Raw genomic sequence first — 18,294 nt, 5'->3', positions numbered from 1 at the left:
CCGACTTCTTCAAGAAGTCGGGGATCTGGGTATTACGTTTTTTAAGTTTGAGGTACTTACCACTTGATTAAATGACTAGGATTATGTATTATGTTAATTACTCATCCAAAAATAAAAAAAATATTTGATCGCGCCAAGCGCGAGACGGTAAGAAGGGAAAAGAAAATAGTGTAGAGGGCAAGAGGGAAAGAGTCTAAAGGGCTACTGAGTCCATGCAGCAGCACACGCAACCCGAAAACCGACATTGAAGTTGCTGTTGCCCGCAAGACCGTAGTCGCGACACGCCGAACGGCAAATAGCAGGATTGTTGAACCAAGAACCACCGCGCAGCATACGTTTTTGATTATCAATTAACCAAGCGCTTCCGTCTGCGGGTGCATTATTATAATTTTTGTGCCACTCATCCTGACACCATTCCCATATATTACCACACATATCATATAAACCAAAGGGGTTGGCAGGAAATTTTCCCACATCGGTTGTTTGCCCTCGATATTCACCTTTTGGTGCAGAACCATAAGTGGATTTTCCGTCGTAATTAGCCAAGTCTGTGGTAATTGTCTCACCAAAATAAAACGGCGTAGTTGTTCCCGCCCGACAAGCATATTCCCATTCAGCTTCACTGGGTAAGCGATAGGTTTTTCCAGTCTTTTGAGATAGTCGGGCGCAAAACTCAACTGCATCATTCCAAGAAACATATTCAACAGGTCGATTAGCACCTTTAAAACAAGATGGGTCGGATTTTAAATCAATCTTCACTTTATCAAAAGCGGCAACTGCTGCCCATTGCGCTTGAGTAACAGGAAATTTCCCCATAAAAAAGGGTTGAATGGTGACGCTGTGCTGGGGACTTTCAGAGTCACGTCGTTTTGGCTCATTTTCTGGCGAACCCATGAGAAATGTACCCCCAGGAATTGCCACCATATCTATAACTACACCATTACCCAAGTCTTCTGTAAAAAACTCGGCGCGTCCCCGACGGCGGTTGATATCATAGCTTTTCCCTATCCCTAAAAAACCTTGACTTGTTACCGTTATGGTAGCCGTTTCAAATTCAAAAGGCTGAGTTTGAATACTTGCGGGAGAAGGAGGTTTAGATGATTCTCTTTCTCGTTGTTTTTGAAGTAATCTTTCCGCTTGTTGTCGGCGTAATTTTTCCTCTTGTTGTCTTTGATATTCAATTCTTTCCTGTTGTTCTTTTTCTCTTAATCTTTGCTCTTCCTGTTGCTGGCGTTCATATTCTACTTGCTTTGGCGCAAATATTCGTTGTTCAATTGATGCTACATCTTCATTCTTTAGTCCTAAATCTTGCTGAAACTTTTTCAACCCATTACGGACAAACTCATCTGGAGGATACCCAACTTTAACTGCCTGAGATAATTCCTGTTCATAACGGTAGAGTTTAGCCTCATATTCAGTTCTTTCTTGTTTTTCTTGGCGTAATCTTTGGGCTTCCTTTTGCTGGATCTGATATTTCGCTTCTTTTGGGGCTAAAACGCGTTGTTCAATTGTCTTTATATCTTGATCTCGCAGATTCAAGATATTTTGTAAGCGTTTTAAACTCTTGCGGTGTTTGTTGCTGAGTGGATATTCTGTAATCTGCTGTAACGCTTGCTCATAACGTTGCAATTTTTCCTGGCGTTTACGATAAGGTTCCAGCACCTCAAACTCAATTCCATTAGCCTCGTCAAGAGTTAATCCCAACTGATTCCACAACTCATCAAGATAAAAGCGATTAATTTCAGAAATTTCTCCTTCATCTTCAAAGGCAATAATATCAAATTCCTGGCGATACTTCAGCTTGGGGTCATCTTTGGGCGACTTCGCCAGAAAAATCCGATAACCGTCTTTATGGGGATACAATTCTGGTGTCATAGCGGGGGATGCTTCTTGCACCTTGCTTTTCGCATACTGATGCAACTCATCTACTGCAATCAAACCATCCCCATCTTGATCTGCTGCACCTGTCGATATCCCTTCTACCAGATAATGGGTATAAATCGAAAGGTCTAAACCATCAGACTCAAACGCGTATTGTGTGGAGGTGGAAGCTGTGAGAATTGCCCTTCCTTCACCTCCTAAGTACTGTTGCAGGTCAATAGCACCACTATCTTTAGCTGTCAAACCCTTGGCAAAAGCACCACTAAAGCAGCAATCTAAAATGACTACTAGTCGCTTAGACTTGCTTTGGTTCATCCAATCATGTACACTTTTGGCTGCTACGGCTGTGGGGAGGACTAATTTTCCTTGATTTTTCTGGGTTATGGAAGTAGAGAAGTAAAAATCACCATTTTCGACTGTCACGCCATGACCGGAAAAGTAAAAAAGCACCAAGTCATCTTTTTGACGATTGGCGTACAAATGATAAATAGCATTTTCCATGTCTTGCCGTTGGGGATTTTTCAGCACTGTGACATCCCCTTCTGCAAAACCACCTCTTTCTGAATCTACCAAAACTCGCTGCATTGCCTCAACATCATTCACAGCGTTGGGTAGCCGTGCTAATCCTGGCTGATATTCACTAATTCCTATCAGTAGTGCTATTTTCTTCGCCATCTTAGCTGTTTGATGTATTGTTCAAAAAATCCTGTGCTTTTTGGATAGCAAATTCAAATTCTTCTCGACTGCTGGCTTCTAGGTTGAGTTCTCTGCCATCAGGGGCTTTCAGCACCATTCTAATGGGTTTGTTGCCGAGGCGATCGCTCAAAAAAACAAACACAGTTTTGATATTAGCAACGTTAACTTGTGCATTTAACAACCCCAACAAAAAGCCGCCTAAAGCTTTCGTATCCTTGGGTGCGTTTTCCACTGCGACTAAATCGGCATCTTCTACCCCGTCCACATCTCTTAACTGCGGGAGCAAATTTTGGACTTCTGCTTGCAAATCCTCATCGTCTAAACCCAGTTCAGTTAGAGAAATTATCACCTGAACGTTAGATGTATTTACCATATTAATCGCTTAAATATAACTTATAGTCATTTCAAACGATTGTATCAGTTATTCTGGGTATTTTACGCAATATTCAGGGATAAAACGCTCATTTTGCACCGTAAATAGCCTGGCGATTGGAATATTGCTATCGCAACGCCAAGGGCGAACGCGGCTATACAAACAAAGAAATTTGGCAAGGTGGTTACGCCTATGTCCCAGTTTCAAAAACTGATTCTCTCATTGATGAAAATACCTCAACCTCTTTATCTGCTGGACTCCAAGCTGTGCAAGACATAATTACCTCTCACCCTTGCAAAATCAGCGATCGCACAGTATATGTCAAGATGAAAATATAAGAAAATATAAAATCGCCAGAATCTCACGGCAAAACATGGGTAGTATTTGGGAAATTGATTTTTACTCTCGTCCAATTTTGGACGAAAAACAGAAAAAAGTTTGGGAAGTCTTAGTTTGTGAAAGTCCCTCGGATATCAGCACAAAACCGGACTCTTTGTTCCGTTATGCCCAGTATTGCCCCAGTACTGAGGTAAATTCGGGTTGGTTGCGTCGGGCTTTACAAGAAGCAATTGAGAAGGCAGGGGAAGCACCAATCAGAATCCGCTTTTTCCGCCGTCAAATGAGCAATATGATTACTAAAGCTTGCCAGGATGTGGGTATCCCTGCCCAACCTAGCCGCCGGATTTTAGTTCTGAATCAATGGTTAAAGCAACGAATGAAGGAAGTTTATCCTCAAGAACCAGGGTATCAAGGCGGAACTAATCTTTCGGTGCGCTTAGATAGCCCCTTACCCCAACGTTTACCAGATGCTTTGGAAGGTAAGCAGTGGGCATTTGTCAGCCTACAAGCAGCTGAATTTGCTGATATGTCAGAGTGGGAAATTGGCTTTGGTGAAGCTTTTCCTCTAGAATTGGCAAACGTATCTCCTGAAACTCGCATTCCTGGTGTTTTAATTTTCTCACCTAGAGCTTTACCGATAGCGGGGTGGCTATCAGGTTTAGAGTTGGCTTGCTTGAACTTTGATACTAAACAAGGGGAGAGATTGGTTTTAGAAACTGGTGCTACTGAAAGTTGGATTTTGGCTAATATCAAAAATCCCCAAACTTTAGCTGAAGCTAAAGGTTTTGAGACAGCCAAAGAAAAAGCTAATGGCGTGCATTTTATTGGTGTCCAGTCTGACCCTCAAGCCGAATCTTTTACCGGATTTTGGCTACTACAAAATTTAAATCTGGCGTAATTAGAGAGGACTAATCATTGAGTCAAAGGTCTAATACTGGTACAGACTAATACACGCGGATGATTTTCGGAGAATTTTTTTGGTGAATAAAACGCAGATAGATACCAATGATTTGGGATAATTGTCTGCGTTCATTCATTTGCAGACCAAAATTCAAAATCCACAATTCACCGAGGGTCATGGGTCCGGAAAACTTGTCACAAGATACACTGGCAGAACAGCTGCTGGAACTAGCTATCAAGTCGGGAGCAGAAGCTGCGGAGGTCTATCAGTCGCGATCGCTTTCTCGCCCCATCTTTTTTGAGGCTAACCGTCTCAAACAGCTAGAAACTAGCCAATCTGAAGGTACAGCTCTACGACTGTGGCGCAATGGGCGACCAGGACTGACTGTAGCTTATGGTTCTGTCCCCGCACAAACAATGGTGGAACGAGCTTTGGCGTTGAGTTACCTGAACCAGCCAGAAGCTGTGGAGTTAGTCAAAAATTCTCAGCCATCTTATCCAGATATCGGGTCAGATGTACCATTAGAAGTATTGGTCAATTGGGGCAAAGAAGCGATCGCGCTGATTCGTGATGTCTATCCAGATGTGCTTTGCAACAGTGACTGGGAATGTGATGTTGAAACTACTAGACTTTCCAATACTCAAGGTTTAAATTGTTACTACACTGACACAACTCTCAGTTGCTATATGGCCGCCGAATGGGTCCGGGGCGATGATTTTTTAAGTGTTGCTGATGGTCAAACCCAACGGGATATTCTCCACCCTGAAAAATTAGCGCATCAAATTTTACAAAGATTAGATTGGTCTAGAGAAAATGTCCCCACCCCCATTGGTCGCGTTCCGGTGTTATTTACCTCTAAAGCTGCTGATATGCTTTGGGGAACTGCACAAGCCGCTTTAAATGGCAAGCGGATTCTAGAAGTCGCTTCTCCTTGGGTAGAACGCCTGGGTAAACAAGTCATGTCACCTGGACTCACCCTCTACCAAGACCCACAGGCTGGCCCTTATAGTTGTCCCTTTGATGATGAAGGTACTCCCACAACGCCTTTAGTATTTATTCAAGATGGTATTTTACAAAATTTTTATTGCGATCGCACCACAGGAAAACAATTAGGTATTAACACTACTGGTAATGGTTTTCGCTCTAGTTTTGGCAGTTATCCTAGCCCTGGTTTATTTAACTTCTTGATCCAGCCCGGTTCGGCATCACTACAAGAATTAATACATCAAATGGATGATGGCTTAATTGTGGATCAAATGCTAGGTGGTGGTAACGGCATTTCTGGAGACTTTTCTATCAATATTGATTTGGGTTATCGTGTCAAAAACGGCCAGATAATTGGGCGTGTTAAAGATACAATGGTCGCAGGTAACGTCTACACAGTTCTCAAACAATTAGTTGCATTAGGTAATGATGCTGATTGGAATGGGTCTTGTTATACCCCATCCTTGGTAGTAGAAGGATTATCGACAACTGGTAGAATTTATTAAAAATTCCAGATAGGATCACAGCATTAGGACTCTATTTATCTGAGTCTTTGCTAGTGAATGGCAATAAAATGATTAACTTTTCATGATTATGGCGCTTTCTGGTCTAACTCAGCGCTTTCGCCTCTGGTTGCAACCGCGAAAAGGTTTAGCGATCGCCGAAGCTTGTATTATTGGTCTTGTAGCTGCCCTTTCTGCGGTATTCCTGAAAATAGGATCAGGATGGTTAGGGACATGGCGAGTCCAAACTAGCCAAATTTTACCTGCCTGGTTAGTCTTGCCTGGTATTGGTTTAAGCTTTGGGTTTATAGCTGGCTGGTTAGTGAATAGATTTGCGCCAGAAGCTTCTGGTAGCGGTATCCCTCAAGTTAAAGCCACTCTTGCTAATGTGCCAATTACATTATCCTGGCGAGTGGCAATTGTCAAATTAATTAGTGCTATTATCACCCTGGGGTCAGGGATGGCTTTGGGACGACAAGGCCCCACCGTTCATGTTGGGGCGGGTTTAGCAGCCGGAATGAGTAGCTGGGTTCCCACCTCCCCAGATCATCGCCGACAGATGATTGCGGCGGGTGCGGGTGCGGGTTTAGCAGCTGCTTTCAATGCCCCAATCACAGGTGTACTATTTATCATTGAGGAGTTACTCCATGATGTATCAGGTTTAACTTTAGGTACTGCCATTATCGCTTCGTTTATTGGTGGTGTCGTCTCCCGACTGTTAGGTGGTGGCAGTTTAGAACTAAATCTGGAATTGATCCAATACTCTAGTAACTTCACTTTGCCGGAAATTCCCTTTTTCCTGTTGTTGGGGATTTTAGCAGGGTTTCTCGGTGCATTATTTAATCATGGTGTAATTAATAGTATAAAAATTTATCAGACTTTACACCTCAGCTTGCCGCTAAAGATGGCTTTAGCTGGATGTATTTCCGGTTTAGTCGTGGCAATGCTTCCTGAATCTTTCCGTGATTATGCGGGTTTACGAGAGTATATGATTATCAGTGAAGCTAATGTACCTTTCGCTGCGATCGCCTTTTTATCTCAATTCACTTTGACCATGATTGCCTTTGGTTCAGGTGCGCCTGGGGGGTTGTTTGCACCTAGTCTGATTTTGGGTTCTTGTTTAGGACACCTGATTGGTGTATCGTCCTCTTATTTCTTAGCCGTAGATTCTCCTACAACTTACGCCTTAGCGGGTATGGGGGGGTTTTTTAGTGCCGTTTCTAAAGTCCCAATTACAGCCATTGTGATTGTGTTTGAAATGACTACAGATTTCAATCTGGTACTACCTTTGATGATTGTATCTGTAGCTGCTTACTTAGTTTCCGACAAAGTAATGCCAGGATCACTATATGACAAACTCTTACAGCTAAAAGGGATCACAATTACTCAAGCCGTTTCCCACGAAGGTATATTAACCAAGTTAACAGCCAACGATGTTATGCAGCATCGAGTCGAAACTCTGGATGCAGATATAACATTAGAAGAAGCAATGCAAATATTTTCCCGTTCCCATCATCGTGGCTTTCCGGTGGTAGAGAACGGCAAGCTAGTGGGAATTATTACACAATCGGATTTTGTCACCAAACGCGATAGTGACTCATATATCCTGGGTAATAGCCAGTCACCAAAGGATGTGTCGTTAAGGGAGATTATGAGCAAGTCTCCCATGACAGTCAGACCCAAGCATAACCTCAATCATGTCCTCTATTTGCTAGATCGTTATCAAATCAGCCGCTTACCAGTTGTAGAAGGACGGAAATTAATTGGCATTATTACCCGTGCAGACATCATCCGCGCCCAAGCTGAACATCTCAATTATGGCAACGTTACCCCAGAATCACAGGCGGAACCTTCTTATGTAGTTTATCAAACGCGATCGCCTAATATTGGCAGAGGCCGATTATTAGTACCAGTGGCGAATCCCGAAACCGCAGCCATCCTCCTGCAAATGGCCGCCGCTATTGCCCGCGATCGCCATTATGAAATCGAGTGTGTGCAAATCATCTTAGTATCACCTCACAATTCGCCATCGGAAACACCAGTCAGAACCGCCAAAAGTCGCCGCTTACTACGACAAGCCGAAGTTTTAGCTAAAAAGTGGAAAATTCCCTTACACACCCAAATTAGAGTCGCCCACGACCCAGCCCAGGCAATTTTAGAAACCATTGAAGAACGACACATCAACCTCATCTTAATGGGGTGGAAAGGTGAAACTTCTACCCCTGGGCGAATTTTTGGCAATGTTGTCGATACCATCATTCGTCAAGCCACCTGCGACGTAATGCTAGTAAAACTGGGGCAAAAAGAACGCATAGTATTTGCTTCTCCATTTCCCCAATCCCTTGTAGAGATGCAACACCAGTCTCTACAACGAGGAGAATTCCCACAACCTGCTGGCGCATCAATCGCATCTCTACCCACTCCCCAATTCAATCGCTGGCTAGTCACAATGGCTGGCGGCCCTAATGTCAGGGTAGCGATAAAATTATTACCTGCTTTAGCAACATTGGGGAATGATCCATACATTCGGCTGACCCAGGTATTTAAACCATCTCAATCAAAACCAGACATGACCGTTTTAGAACAAGCCATCCGCATATTAATGCGTCGCCGTAAATTATCCAGCAATGTAGTTGCTATCCCAGTCCAAGCTGATTCGGTTGCCGAAGGAGTGATTGACCTAGTGAAAACCGAAGGTTATGATGTTGTGGTTTTAGGGGCTTCTCGTGAGGGATTATTACAGCAAGCAGTTCAAGGTAATATTCCCGAAGCGATCGCCTCTGGTGTAGACTGCACAGTCATATTAGTCAGAGGCGCAGTTAGTAGTTAAGATTTGATACTTTTTGGCAATGTCAATTAACTTTTGACTTGCCGAATCATTTGCCGTCTGGTTGGAATACGCTCCCAGGTTAAGGGTAGAGAGTTACTTATGTGTTCGGATTTCATTTGTTTTTTTGAACAGGTTATTACTGATTTAAAAGAGTGTTTATAACAATACGCTCTTTTGTATTCTTTCGTGACGAGACTGATAATACTTCCGAAGGTTTTGATGCTTCAACAAGTTGATAAAGTTTTTCCTCTAACTTTTCCATACATCTCGACCAATCAAACTCTAGAATTGACTTACGACTACGTAAAGACATTTCTTCTTTGAGGTCAGGGTTTGACAAAATTGTGATCACCTTTTCGGCAAAATCCTTGGGATTATTGGGTTCAGCTAAAAAGCCATTAACACTAGGAAATATCTGCTCTAAGCTTGACGGGACACCCGCAGCTACAACAGGAGTCCCAGAAGCGAGTGCTTCAATATTAGTTGTGCAGAAATTTTCGGTGGCTGAAGGGTTGACAAATACATCTGCACGAGCAAACCAACCCAAAAGTTCTGTTCCATGAGACTCACCCCAAATAGTAATACCAGATGCAAACTTTTGGGAGCGCCGACGGATTTCTGTATCCTGAGAACCACTACCAACAATTATCAAATGGACATCAGGAATTTTGGCAGCAACGATGGAATATATGTCAAAGAGTTGAGCGACATTCTTTTCCGGTGAAATTCGTCCCACAAAGAGCATCGTTGGTCTGTTATTATCAGGAATAGGATTGTGAATCATATTTCGTGGGTGAAATTTTTGGCAATCAACCCCTTGATAAGATAGATAGACACCACGTTGAACTTTCATATTTTTATACTTAGCAAGCTGTTCTTTAGAACAAAAGAAATTTATGTCATAAGCTTCACTAAACCGTTTGATTATCAGGGGAATGATAGAACGAATCAAACTGGACAATGAATTTCCGAAGAAATATTGGATATAAGCAACAGCATCAGTATGGAAAAGTGATACTGTTGGCGTACCCGTTTGATGTGCATATTCGGTTCCAATAGGGCGGCCATAACCTCCCCAAAAAAGTGAATAAAAACCTCTCATTTGCAGTGCTTCTTCAACTAGCACAACATCGGGCTGGAAGTTTTCGAGCAACTTGGTATCACTCCAATGACTGTGGTGTAATGGTTCGGGCGCAGACTTGTAGTAGATCAGGGGTTTTGTTGGGTATGCATAAGCAGAAAATTTATGAAAAGATTGCAGTTCATCCAGTCCCAGCATGGGGCGTGAGCAAATTTCTTTGGGGTACTGGTCGTTGATTTGAGGGTGGATTAAAAAGACCTCATGGCCTTGCTGTAGTAACCAACGAACCCGTTGATGTACTGCAACGGAAATCCCCGACAAAAACGGAGCATATACTGCTGTAAAAATAGCAATACGGAGAGGTTGCTTGTCCATGATTATTTATGTAGTTTGATACCTTCTGAATTTTTATGGTATACACAAAGGCTATTTGTCTAAAACTAATAAAACCTGGCAAAAATCCTTACCAATAACCAATGACAAATGACGACCCCACCAGTGAACTTTATTTACGCCCACTTACTTAAATGCACATTATTGGATGTGTTGCAATTTATGACTTTGCAATGATGGATAAATTACAGGTATTTTCAGGTAAATAGAATATGTGGTAGGGGCGCAAGGCCTTGCGCCCTGACGACAAATGTGGTTCAAGTACATGAAAACTGATGTAAGCACTGGAGACTAACATCGCCGATTGTTTTCAAGACTTTGCTATCTCATTGGTGTTGGTCTTGGAACTTATATTATGTAAATGAGATACTCAATTGCAAGCTATATGCAACAAGCATTATTGAGGTACGCGCCAAATCATTATAGTATTATCCTCACTACCACTAACCAGGGTTTGACCATCCGGGCTAATGGCAACTGAAGTGACAGTATCGGCGTGTCCCAATAGTGTACGCATCTCCTTTCCTGTGGCTAAATTCCACAGTTTAATCGTGCGATCGCGACCACCACTCACCAAGGTGGTATTATCTGGACTAAAAGCAATCGATGTCACCGTTTCGGCATTTTCTGCCAGTGTCTGAGTTTTCTGTTTTGTGGCTAAGTTCCACAGTTTAATGGTGCGATCGCGGCTGGCACTAGCCAGAGTCAAACCATCGGCACTAAAAGCCACATCTGTCACCGTTTCCGTATCTTCCCCAAGTGTGCGGAGAAAAACAGCATTATTCAGATCCCAAATTTTAATAGTCTTGTCAAAACTACCACTAGCAAGAGTTACACCATCCGGGCTGATAGCCAGCGATCGCACCCAAGATGTATGCCCTCTCAGTGTGCGTCTTAACCTTCCCGTTGCTAAATTCCACAATCTAATCGTGTGATCATCGCTACCACTAACCAAAGTTTTACCATCTGGGCTAATCGCGATCGCCTGAATTGAATCGGAATGCCCCCTCAGCGTGCGAATTAACTCACCAGTTGGCAAATCCCAGATTTTAATAGTTTTATCATCACTACCACTCACCACAGTCCGGCCATCTGGGCTGATAGCTACTACATTTACCCTCTGGAAATGGCTTTTGAGGATAGCAATTTCCTTTCCTGTGACAAGATTCCAAACTTTAATATTGCGATCTCCACTGCTAACCAAAATCTGGCTATCAGGACTAATCGCCACAGATAAAACCAAATGTTCATGACCTGGCAGAACTTTAGCTAAGGAAATATCCTTTAAAATCAAATTTGGCGATTCAGCAGCAACTAAATCCCTTGAACTACTATTATTTTGACTTAACCGAGACAATAAAACAGTATGAAGGCGGCGATATTGCTGATACCAAGAATCTTCAATCCCAAATAAAAGAACTAAAGCACTTACCAAAACTATATTTTTCAGTAAGGTATATTTAACTGGTAAAGATGAAATCTGAGTTGCTGGTAATTTTCTAGAAGACTTACCTGCTGGTGGTAGTAATAGGGATTGTTTTGGAGTCAAATCTTTAATGACTTCATCCACTGATTGGTAACGTTGTTCAATATCTTTTTTGAGTAATTTATCAAGAACATAATCTAATTCATTACTCAACGGACTTCGCAAATATTGTCGCCAATTAGTCACCCACCCATAGCCATATTCCATCCACAACTGAAACGGGGAAATTCCCGTGAGTAAATGAAAGCAAGTAGCCCCCAAACCAAACAAATCACTAGCTGGATAAGCCTTACCATCTCGAATTTGTTCTAATGGCGAATAACCATGAGAACCAATGGATGTACCGACTTTCTTCTGTACCCTCGCCGTTAATTGTTTCGAGGAACCAAAATCTATTAGGCTTAATCTTCCATCACCATGTCTTCGGATAATATTTTCGGGTTTGATGTCGCGGTGAATCACACCACGGTCATGAATAAACTTGATTACAGGCAATAAATGCAGCAGAATTGCTTGAATTTCCCCAGGTTTATACAGTTTTCGCCGTTGTAACTCGTTTAACAAATTCTGCCCATTGACAAACTGTTGTACCAAATACAGACAGTTGTCCTGCTCAAAATAAGCTAACAAAGTTGGTATTTGTGGATGTTCTCCCAGTTCTTGTAGACGCTTTGCTTCTTGGGCAAATAATTCTACAGCTTTCTTTTGCGACCAAGTTCCTTGAAACTTCGGCGCTAATTGCTTGACAACACAACGCTCATTTAGTTTATCTGTATCTTCAGATAAATAGGTTCTGCCAAATCCCCCCTCGTCGGAAAGCACCCGAATAACACGGAAGCGATTTCGCAACAGTGGCACCAAGGGAGTGCTACAAGCCTGGCATAACTTCTTTTTGTCAGGATTTAGGGGATTTGGGCAATCAGGATTTAAGCAGCAGATCATTATCTGACAGGCGAGACTGCACAACAAATTATGTTAAGTTGACCCCGAAATTTCCCTTAACTAAGATTGGCCCTTGCGTCATGATGGTAGAAAACACTGCTGTAGGGGATTGGGGAGTTACTTAAATATAGTAAATTCTGGTAAATGCTCACCCATGTTTCTGTTTTTAGGAAAACGACAAGAGCCACGAAATCCCTAATTCTATAGATTATACTACATTATTTGACACTCTCACCAGTTAACTTGATTTACACACACCTATTGAGTAATTTTTATAGAACCAGCCCAGAACCCCGATAACTTTGAGAAACCGGGGTTTTGAATCTTAATAATATCTCTAGTATAGGTAAATGGAAATAACACAACTATTTTAAATCAATTAGGACTTACGCAAGAACTCTCTGAAACCCTCTTAACTTCTCCCCTGGGGAGACGCTACGCGAACGTTTTTTCATGATTTTGCGTAATTCCTGCCAATAAAAGGCTAATAAAATAGGCTTTTGAATTTTGAATTTTGAGTTTCTAATTCTGCCTGGCAGTAATAGTTGCCTCTCCTCTTATTTTATTTTTTTCCTGTCACTTTTTCCAGGAAATTTTGCACATTTTCTTCCACTGAAGTTGAACTTTGGGAATTTTCAGGACGCTTCATATTTTCAATGTCAGCATTTCCCTGAACTTCATTAAGCCCTTGATTTGAATTTTCTTGAACCTCTTTCAATGTAGAGGGATTTGATTTAGCCATTTCGTCAGTTTTTCGTTGAATTTCTAGAAGTTGTGTAGTGCCTTCCTGTGGTTCACTTTGATAGCTACTGATTGCAAACACAGGTGATATGCTAGATAAAAATAGTAGGGTACAAGCAGAAGCCACAATTATGAACCTTGCTGGTCTGAGAATGGATAACACAAAATCAAAAACCTTCATTTTTTCTCCTCGATAACAGTTTCAACAACGCCAGATTTACACATTCGATAATAAGTCAATGCCTTTATGTACAAAAAAAGTAGGCATTAAAATATTAATGATTGCTTAGTTATTTTTTGAAAATTTTCTGCTTTGAATAATCAAATTGTAAATACCTGATTAATTGATGTGTTTTACACAAATATTTTTCCAGCAAATTTCAATTTTCATCTTGCACAATTCTACTGGTCAATAGTTCACACTTGTATCGACCTATAGAATGAAATTTATTTGATTTATCTTTACAGCAACATCAACCTTTAGATGGGGTAGTTCCAAATTCCCTCTACACCCTGCTCCCCTACCTCTTTTGTCATGACGAGTTCACGAATCATACCACTCGCTCACCACAGAATTAGCCGCTTGTGCTTCTTGCCAAAGTTGATGCAAAAATACCTCAATCGGTGAAACTGGCGCATCGCTGATAGTGGTAACAAATAAACCCACAGCATCACGAGAACCATTTGATAGCCAAAAACCCCTCAAAGTGACTTCCATATACTGACTATCACAGGCGCACAAGGTAATAATTTCACTTTTATATTGGTTAATTTCCGCCTTGAGTATCTCAATTCCTGGTAAATCAACAGGAAGCAGAAAGGAAGCCGTGCTGGGTTCAACATATAAATTTTCCCCAATACGCAGCGCAAAAACTGCTCGCTTTGCCACCCATGTCTCTAGTGACTGAGTTAGACACTCTAAATAAAAGCTCCTCTCGGTGTAAGTTAATTTCAACATTCCTGATGCTCTCCTGTTATTCCAGGTTTGCTTGCACATCTATTCCAGCTTGACTGCCGATCAAAAACCCCCGCTTCTCCTATGGGTGAGGCGGGGGTTCAAGTTTGACCACAAAATTTCTTGGTCTTACCTGGGTACAGTATTCCTGAATCTGTAGCCCCCACTGCTTTGATTTATTTCCCGTTTTAAACTCAGAACACTCATACTGATATATCTAAAATCATAATTATCCTCTGTGACTTGCCAACGCTTTCGGTTCCCATCGCCCATAAATAAATACTCCATTTCCACGGCGACTAATTCCCAACTGGCTCGGCAGATGGTAGCACACAAGGCGGTGGAGATAGTATGGACTGATTTCACAGCAAATTTCACATATTTGAAGATTTCTTTAAACATACTACACTTGTATTACTATACTGTCCATACCTTTTAGGAGCAAAAGTTATGCATACAATCGCTCGCACTCCCACCACTGACATGGAAGTTACCAGTATCCGCTTGGAACGGGAACTTAAAGATAAACTCAAAGACATAGCTGGTAATCAGGGATATCAAGCTTTAATTAGGGATATCCTCTGGAATTATGTACAACAAAAATCAGGTGAGTGGAAACCTCGATTTTCGCAAGCCGATATTCGAGCTAGTATAGCTGCGACAGCTCAACAAGAAGAACGTTGTGTACTTACAGGTCAATTAATTCCACCGCAACAACCGATGTTATTAGGACTAACGAAGAATGGCGATATGGTTCCTCTAAGTCTCGAAAGTTTAGCCTCTTAGTCTTTTATTCGTCTTTTATTCCCGTGAATGCAGCCCATAACTTACGAGTACAAATGGGCTGCATTAAGAATTGAGCTTGATTCTTGTTAGGGAGGAATTTTCTATCAACAAAATATTTGCTCTCTTAAATTTTATTTAAATTAAATTACATTAAAATTTAGATCAGGTATCTATTCTCAAAATGAGCAAAGTTGTGTTGCATTAGTTCTTCTAGATACATTACTGAGGATTATTAATACATAAGTAAGTTAGTGTAAATAAAGTTAACTGCTGGGGATCGTCATTTGTCCTTTGTCATTGTTCATTGGTAAGGGTTTCCGCCTTGTTTACCTTTCGTAATATAGTTGGGGTTTTTCCTGCATACCGACTTCAAAGCACCCACCCTATCCCTGAATCCTGCCTCTTAGTTGACTTATTGAGTACCTTTTCCCAAATTGGTTCACTACATTTGGCGCTGACGTGCTGCAATCATAATATTGGGCTTTTTGTCAAAAAAATAGTAAAGTTACCTAACTCCAAAAAGATTTTTAGGAAGAAATACATAAATTCATTAGTAAAAGCAGTATTAATACAGTTAAATTTATAGATTTCTTGTCTAAAATCAGGAGAAAATACGGTTTATGTATAGTTACACGGCAAGATATCCTAATCTAATGTTAGCTAATGAAATCTGCACAAATAGCTAAACAGTACTGAATGCAGCCTGATTGTGTATATTTTAAATATTTTTATGCTTATATAGACAAAAATTTAATAGATCAGTAACTTGGTCATCTGAAATAGAAAAGGGCTATAACAGGTGAAAGACTGTTTTTAAAGATTTGCAACTCGTCAGGGTGTAGCAACATCATCAACGGTGAAGGGATATGCCAAGAAATTGGATACACAAAAAATGGGGTAATTATCCAAGAGCGTGCCAGGAATGAACAATTATTTATCATTGCCATTACAATACCCGGACAACCTAGAACGGACACAATCATACCCAGTGAAGCTGATGCAGCATCAGGAAGAACTAGTCCATTATCTGGCACAAAGAATCAACCACATTATTGCCAACAGTTCGGTAACGGCATTAATGCTGCAAGAGATTGCTAAATTGCTAGGAATTACTTTCAATGTAGACTGTTGCTGCTTGGTTACAGTGACTCATGAAGTCTCAGATCATGCGACTGCGGCTAATTGGTGTTCTGATGAGTATCTGCGAATGCCGCACCCCAGCGAGATGTTCTCTATGGAACAGTTAATGATGGACTTACCAGTAGTACAATGTGCTGCTGAACCATTAACCATAGAGAATATTTCTACGATTCAAAACAGTTTGGTCGTTGGATGTCAATACCTGCCATTACCGATTAAAGCTGTTTTGGCACTGCCTACGCGGTTGGGAGGCAAAAATAACGGGGTAATTTGTTTGATAAAATTTGAGAATTACAATTGGCACGAGTCAGAAAAACAACTGCTCAAAGATATAGAATCGTCCTGCGCGATCGCCTTTTCTCAAGTTATACAAGCCCAGTTGATTGCCAGTCAATGTCAATATCTCCAAAAAACTAACCATCATCAAAGCTTAATTAAGCAATTAACTGTACTAAGCAGGAGTAACTTGGAGTTGAATCAAATGCTCCAATTAGCGATCGCCTCAACTGCCGAATCACTACAAGCAGATCGGGGTTTGTTGATCTTACTCAAATACACAGATCCATTATTCAGAACTAAACCTAAAAAACAAATTCCCAAGGCCAAAGCTACCGTGATCGGTGAATGGAACCGGGAAAGACCAAATTCCCAGACAGTTAAGCCGGATACTTTGGCTCAGACGTTTTGCCTTGCCGATTGTAGTTTGTGTCAACGGGTGTTTACAGACTTTGGCAACCCAGTGATCATCAGTGATTATCTAGACATACCAGAAACTAGCACAGTAGCCCCATTATTTAAAATTGAGACTTTACCGACAGTGCTGTTAATGTCCTTAGAAAATCAAGGGAAAGTTCTAGGATTCCTCGTTTTACAACAGGCAGCACCACGCCATTGGCAATCGGCAGAATTAAATCTGGTAGAAATGGTCTGCGCCCAAGTGAGTAATGCCATAATTCAGTCACAAACATTAAGGCAAGTACAGACAGTAGTCGATGAACGGACGGCGAAATTAAAAAGCAGTCTGGAACTCCAAGCCAAACTGCACGAGAAAACACGGCAATATGTGGGACAACTGCGAGAAATTAATGAACTCAAAGATGAATTTTTGAGCAACATGAGCGATCGCTTGCGTTATCCCCTGACAAATATGCTGATGTCAATTAAGAATTTACGTCTGCCGGGAATAGCACCAGAGCGTCAAGCTAAATATTTAGACATTTTAGAACAAGAATGTACCAAAGAAATTAACTTAATCAATGACTTGCTCACCTTGCAGAAACTGGAATCTGATCAAGAACCCTTGCAATTTGAGACTATTAATTTAAATAGCAAAATTCAGGAATTAGGTACAGCTTTCGAGCGCAGGATAGGAGATAAAGGTTTAAGTATTACCGTAGATTTACCCCCTAAACCCTTAACACTCCAAACCGAACTAGAAAGTTTTGACCGTATCCTGCAAGAGTTGTTAAATAATGCTTATAACTATTCTGAGCATGATACTGTTGTTCGTTTGCAAGCATTTCATCAAGTTGAAGCCGAAAACAATCAAGTTATTATTAAAGTGACGAATACAGGGCGTGCCATTTCTGAAGAGGAAGCGACCTATATTTTCGACAAATTCCGTCGTGGTAAAGGACGTTGGCATCCTGGTACTGGACTGGGACTTGCCCTAGTCAAATCTTTAGTACAGCACTTGAATGGGGCGATCGCTGTTGAGAGTATGCAAATCTCAGATTCTTCCCTGAGTGAAGTTTGTTTCACCCTGACTTTGCCCCAATTTTCCGATGAAAGCAAACCATATTCCGAAAGTGACTAAACAATCCCACATCGCAGAACATCTTGATCCCAGCACGGCTAGTGATCAAATACAGCTAGAAAACACCTTGACTGTTGATACAGTTGGCTCACCAAATGTGACTGTTCAAGTTGAAAAAATAGCCGAAAGACAGCGCCAAATTACGGCGAAAATCCGCATTCCTCAACCTGTTGAACGCATCTGGAAAGTCCTTACAGATTATGAGGCCTTACCAGAATTCATTCCTAATCTGGCTAAAAGCTCTATATTAGAACATCCTCTGGGTGGTATTCGACTAGAACAAATTGGCTCTCAGCGCTTACTCAAGTTTAACTTTTGTGCGCGTGTAGTTTTGGACTTAGAAGAATGCTTCCCTAAAGCAATTAATTTCTCAATGGTGGAAGGAGATTTCAAAGGCTTTTCTGGTAGCTGGTGTTTAGAGCCTTATTCCCACGGTGAGGATAGTGG

At 41.4% G+C, this 18,294-nt stretch carries 15 protein-coding genes; 7 read left to right on the top strand and 8 right to left on the bottom strand.

Annotated features, from left to right (window positions below; translation table 11 throughout):
- Positions 1–201 precede the first annotated feature (201 nt).
- Together VB654_RS14780 and VB654_RS14775 are read right to left on the bottom strand one after the other, a co-directional pair.
- Positions 202–2,556, bottom strand: coding sequence for a caspase, EACC1-associated type (locus tag VB654_RS14780; RefSeq protein WP_323214535.1), 2,355 nt, complete (start codon positions 2,554–2,556; stop codon positions 202–204).
- Between the two features lies 1 nt (position 2,557).
- On the bottom strand, positions 2,558–2,950 hold the full coding sequence (locus tag VB654_RS14775) for a sugar ABC transporter permease (RefSeq protein ID WP_323214534.1): 393 nt from the start codon (positions 2,948–2,950) through the stop codon (positions 2,558–2,560).
- 116 nt (positions 2,951–3,066) lie between these two features.
- Here VB654_RS14775 and VB654_RS14770 point away from each other — a divergent pair, with 116 nt between their 5' ends.
- Entirely contained in the window at positions 3,067–3,288 is a 222-nt protein-coding gene (locus VB654_RS14770; RefSeq protein WP_323214533.1) for a hypothetical protein, read from the top strand.
- A gap of 35 nt (positions 3,289–3,323) precedes the next feature.
- Complete coding sequence (locus VB654_RS14765) at positions 3,324–4,187, top strand: Tab2/Atab2 family RNA-binding protein (protein ID WP_323214532.1); 864 nt, start codon at positions 3,324–3,326, stop codon at positions 4,185–4,187.
- Positions 4,188–4,233: 46 nt separating this feature from the next.
- Here VB654_RS14765 and VB654_RS14760 read toward each other — a convergent pair whose 3' ends face one another.
- Positions 4,234–4,368, bottom strand: coding sequence for a hypothetical protein (locus VB654_RS14760; protein WP_323214530.1), 135 nt, complete (start codon positions 4,366–4,368; stop codon positions 4,234–4,236).
- On the opposite strand from VB654_RS14760, the gene VB654_RS14755 reads away from it, so the two are divergent.
- Entirely contained in the window at positions 4,367–5,680 is a 1,314-nt protein-coding gene (locus VB654_RS14755; RefSeq protein ID WP_323214529.1) for a TldD/PmbA family protein, read from the top strand. The genes VB654_RS14760 and VB654_RS14755 overlap by 2 nt on opposite strands.
- Positions 5,681–5,768: 88 nt before the next feature.
- The gene (locus VB654_RS14750) at positions 5,769–8,507 is read left to right on the top strand and encodes a chloride channel protein (RefSeq protein WP_323214528.1); all 2,739 of its coding nucleotides are present in this window, start codon (positions 5,769–5,771) and stop codon (positions 8,505–8,507) included.
- 136 nt (positions 8,508–8,643) lie between these two features.
- On the opposite strand, the gene VB654_RS14745 is transcribed toward VB654_RS14750, so the two are convergent.
- The 5 genes from VB654_RS14745 to VB654_RS14725 form a co-directional block, all read right to left on the bottom strand.
- Positions 8,644–9,963, bottom strand: coding sequence for a glycosyltransferase (locus tag VB654_RS14745; RefSeq protein WP_323214527.1), 1,320 nt, complete (start codon positions 9,961–9,963; stop codon positions 8,644–8,646).
- A gap of 415 nt (positions 9,964–10,378) precedes the next feature.
- Positions 10,379–12,409: a serine/threonine-protein kinase gene (locus VB654_RS14740; protein ID WP_323214526.1), complete on the bottom strand. Its 2,031-nt coding sequence runs from the start codon at positions 12,407–12,409 to the stop codon at positions 10,379–10,381.
- 562 nt (positions 12,410–12,971) lie between these two features.
- The gene (locus tag VB654_RS14735) at positions 12,972–13,331 is read right to left on the bottom strand and encodes a hypothetical protein (protein ID WP_323214525.1); all 360 of its coding nucleotides are present in this window, start codon (positions 13,329–13,331) and stop codon (positions 12,972–12,974) included.
- Positions 13,332–13,694: 363 nt separating this feature from the next.
- Positions 13,695–14,108: an alr0857 family protein gene (locus tag VB654_RS14730; RefSeq protein WP_323214524.1), complete on the bottom strand. Its 414-nt coding sequence runs from the start codon at positions 14,106–14,108 to the stop codon at positions 13,695–13,697.
- A 126-nt stretch (positions 14,109–14,234) separates the two neighbouring features.
- Positions 14,235–14,507 (bottom strand): hypothetical protein, encoded by a 273-nt coding sequence (locus VB654_RS14725; protein WP_323214523.1) that lies wholly within the window; start codon positions 14,505–14,507, stop codon positions 14,235–14,237.
- A 48-nt stretch (positions 14,508–14,555) separates the two neighbouring features.
- On the opposite strand from VB654_RS14725, the gene VB654_RS14720 reads away from it, so the two are divergent.
- The 3 genes from VB654_RS14720 to VB654_RS14710 all read left to right on the top strand — a co-directional run.
- Positions 14,556–14,891: a hypothetical protein gene (locus tag VB654_RS14720; protein WP_323214522.1), complete on the top strand. Its 336-nt coding sequence runs from the start codon at positions 14,556–14,558 to the stop codon at positions 14,889–14,891.
- A gap of 922 nt (positions 14,892–15,813) precedes the next feature.
- Entirely contained in the window at positions 15,814–17,847 is a 2,034-nt protein-coding gene (locus tag VB654_RS14715) for a GAF domain-containing protein (protein WP_323214521.1), read from the top strand.
- On the top strand, positions 17,840–18,294 hold a 455-nt coding region (locus VB654_RS14710), incomplete at its 3' end, for an SRPBCC family protein (RefSeq protein ID WP_416235687.1). The genes VB654_RS14715 and VB654_RS14710, both read left to right, overlap by 8 nt.

Origin of the sequence: Nodularia sp. UHCC 0506, from assembly GCF_034931045.1 — a bacterium.
Lineage (GTDB): Bacteria > Cyanobacteriota > Cyanobacteriia > Cyanobacteriales > Nostocaceae > Nodularia.
Note: the sequence above shows the minus strand (reverse complement) of the source record. Positions and strands in the feature narration are given on the sequence as shown.

Coding starts and splice junctions, on each gene's coding strand:
- VB654_RS14780 (WP_323214535.1), bottom strand. CDS start 2,556: ATGGCGAAGAAAATAGCACTACTGATAGGAATTAGTGAATATCAGCCA.
- VB654_RS14775 (WP_323214534.1), bottom strand. CDS start 2,950: ATGGTAAATACATCTAACGTTCAGGTGATAATTTCTCTAACTGAACTG.
- VB654_RS14765 (WP_323214532.1), top strand. CDS start 3,324: ATGGGTAGTATTTGGGAAATTGATTTTTACTCTCGTCCAATTTTGGAC.
- VB654_RS14755 (WP_323214529.1), top strand. CDS start 4,367: ATGGGTCCGGAAAACTTGTCACAAGATACACTGGCAGAACAGCTGCTG.
- VB654_RS14760 (WP_323214530.1), bottom strand. CDS start 4,368: ATGACCCTCGGTGAATTGTGGATTTTGAATTTTGGTCTGCAAATGAAT.
- VB654_RS14750 (WP_323214528.1), top strand. CDS start 5,769: ATGGCGCTTTCTGGTCTAACTCAGCGCTTTCGCCTCTGGTTGCAACCG.
- VB654_RS14745 (WP_323214527.1), bottom strand. CDS start 9,963: ATGGACAAGCAACCTCTCCGTATTGCTATTTTTACAGCAGTATATGCT.
- VB654_RS14740 (WP_323214526.1), bottom strand. CDS start 12,409: ATGATCTGCTGCTTAAATCCTGATTGCCCAAATCCCCTAAATCCTGAC.
- VB654_RS14735 (WP_323214525.1), bottom strand. CDS start 13,331: ATGAAGGTTTTTGATTTTGTGTTATCCATTCTCAGACCAGCAAGGTTC.
- VB654_RS14730 (WP_323214524.1), bottom strand. CDS start 14,108: ATGTTGAAATTAACTTACACCGAGAGGAGCTTTTATTTAGAGTGTCTA.
- VB654_RS14725 (WP_323214523.1), bottom strand. CDS start 14,507: ATGTTTAAAGAAATCTTCAAATATGTGAAATTTGCTGTGAAATCAGTC.
- VB654_RS14720 (WP_323214522.1), top strand. CDS start 14,556: ATGCATACAATCGCTCGCACTCCCACCACTGACATGGAAGTTACCAGT.
- VB654_RS14715 (WP_323214521.1), top strand. CDS start 15,814: ATGAACAATTATTTATCATTGCCATTACAATACCCGGACAACCTAGAA.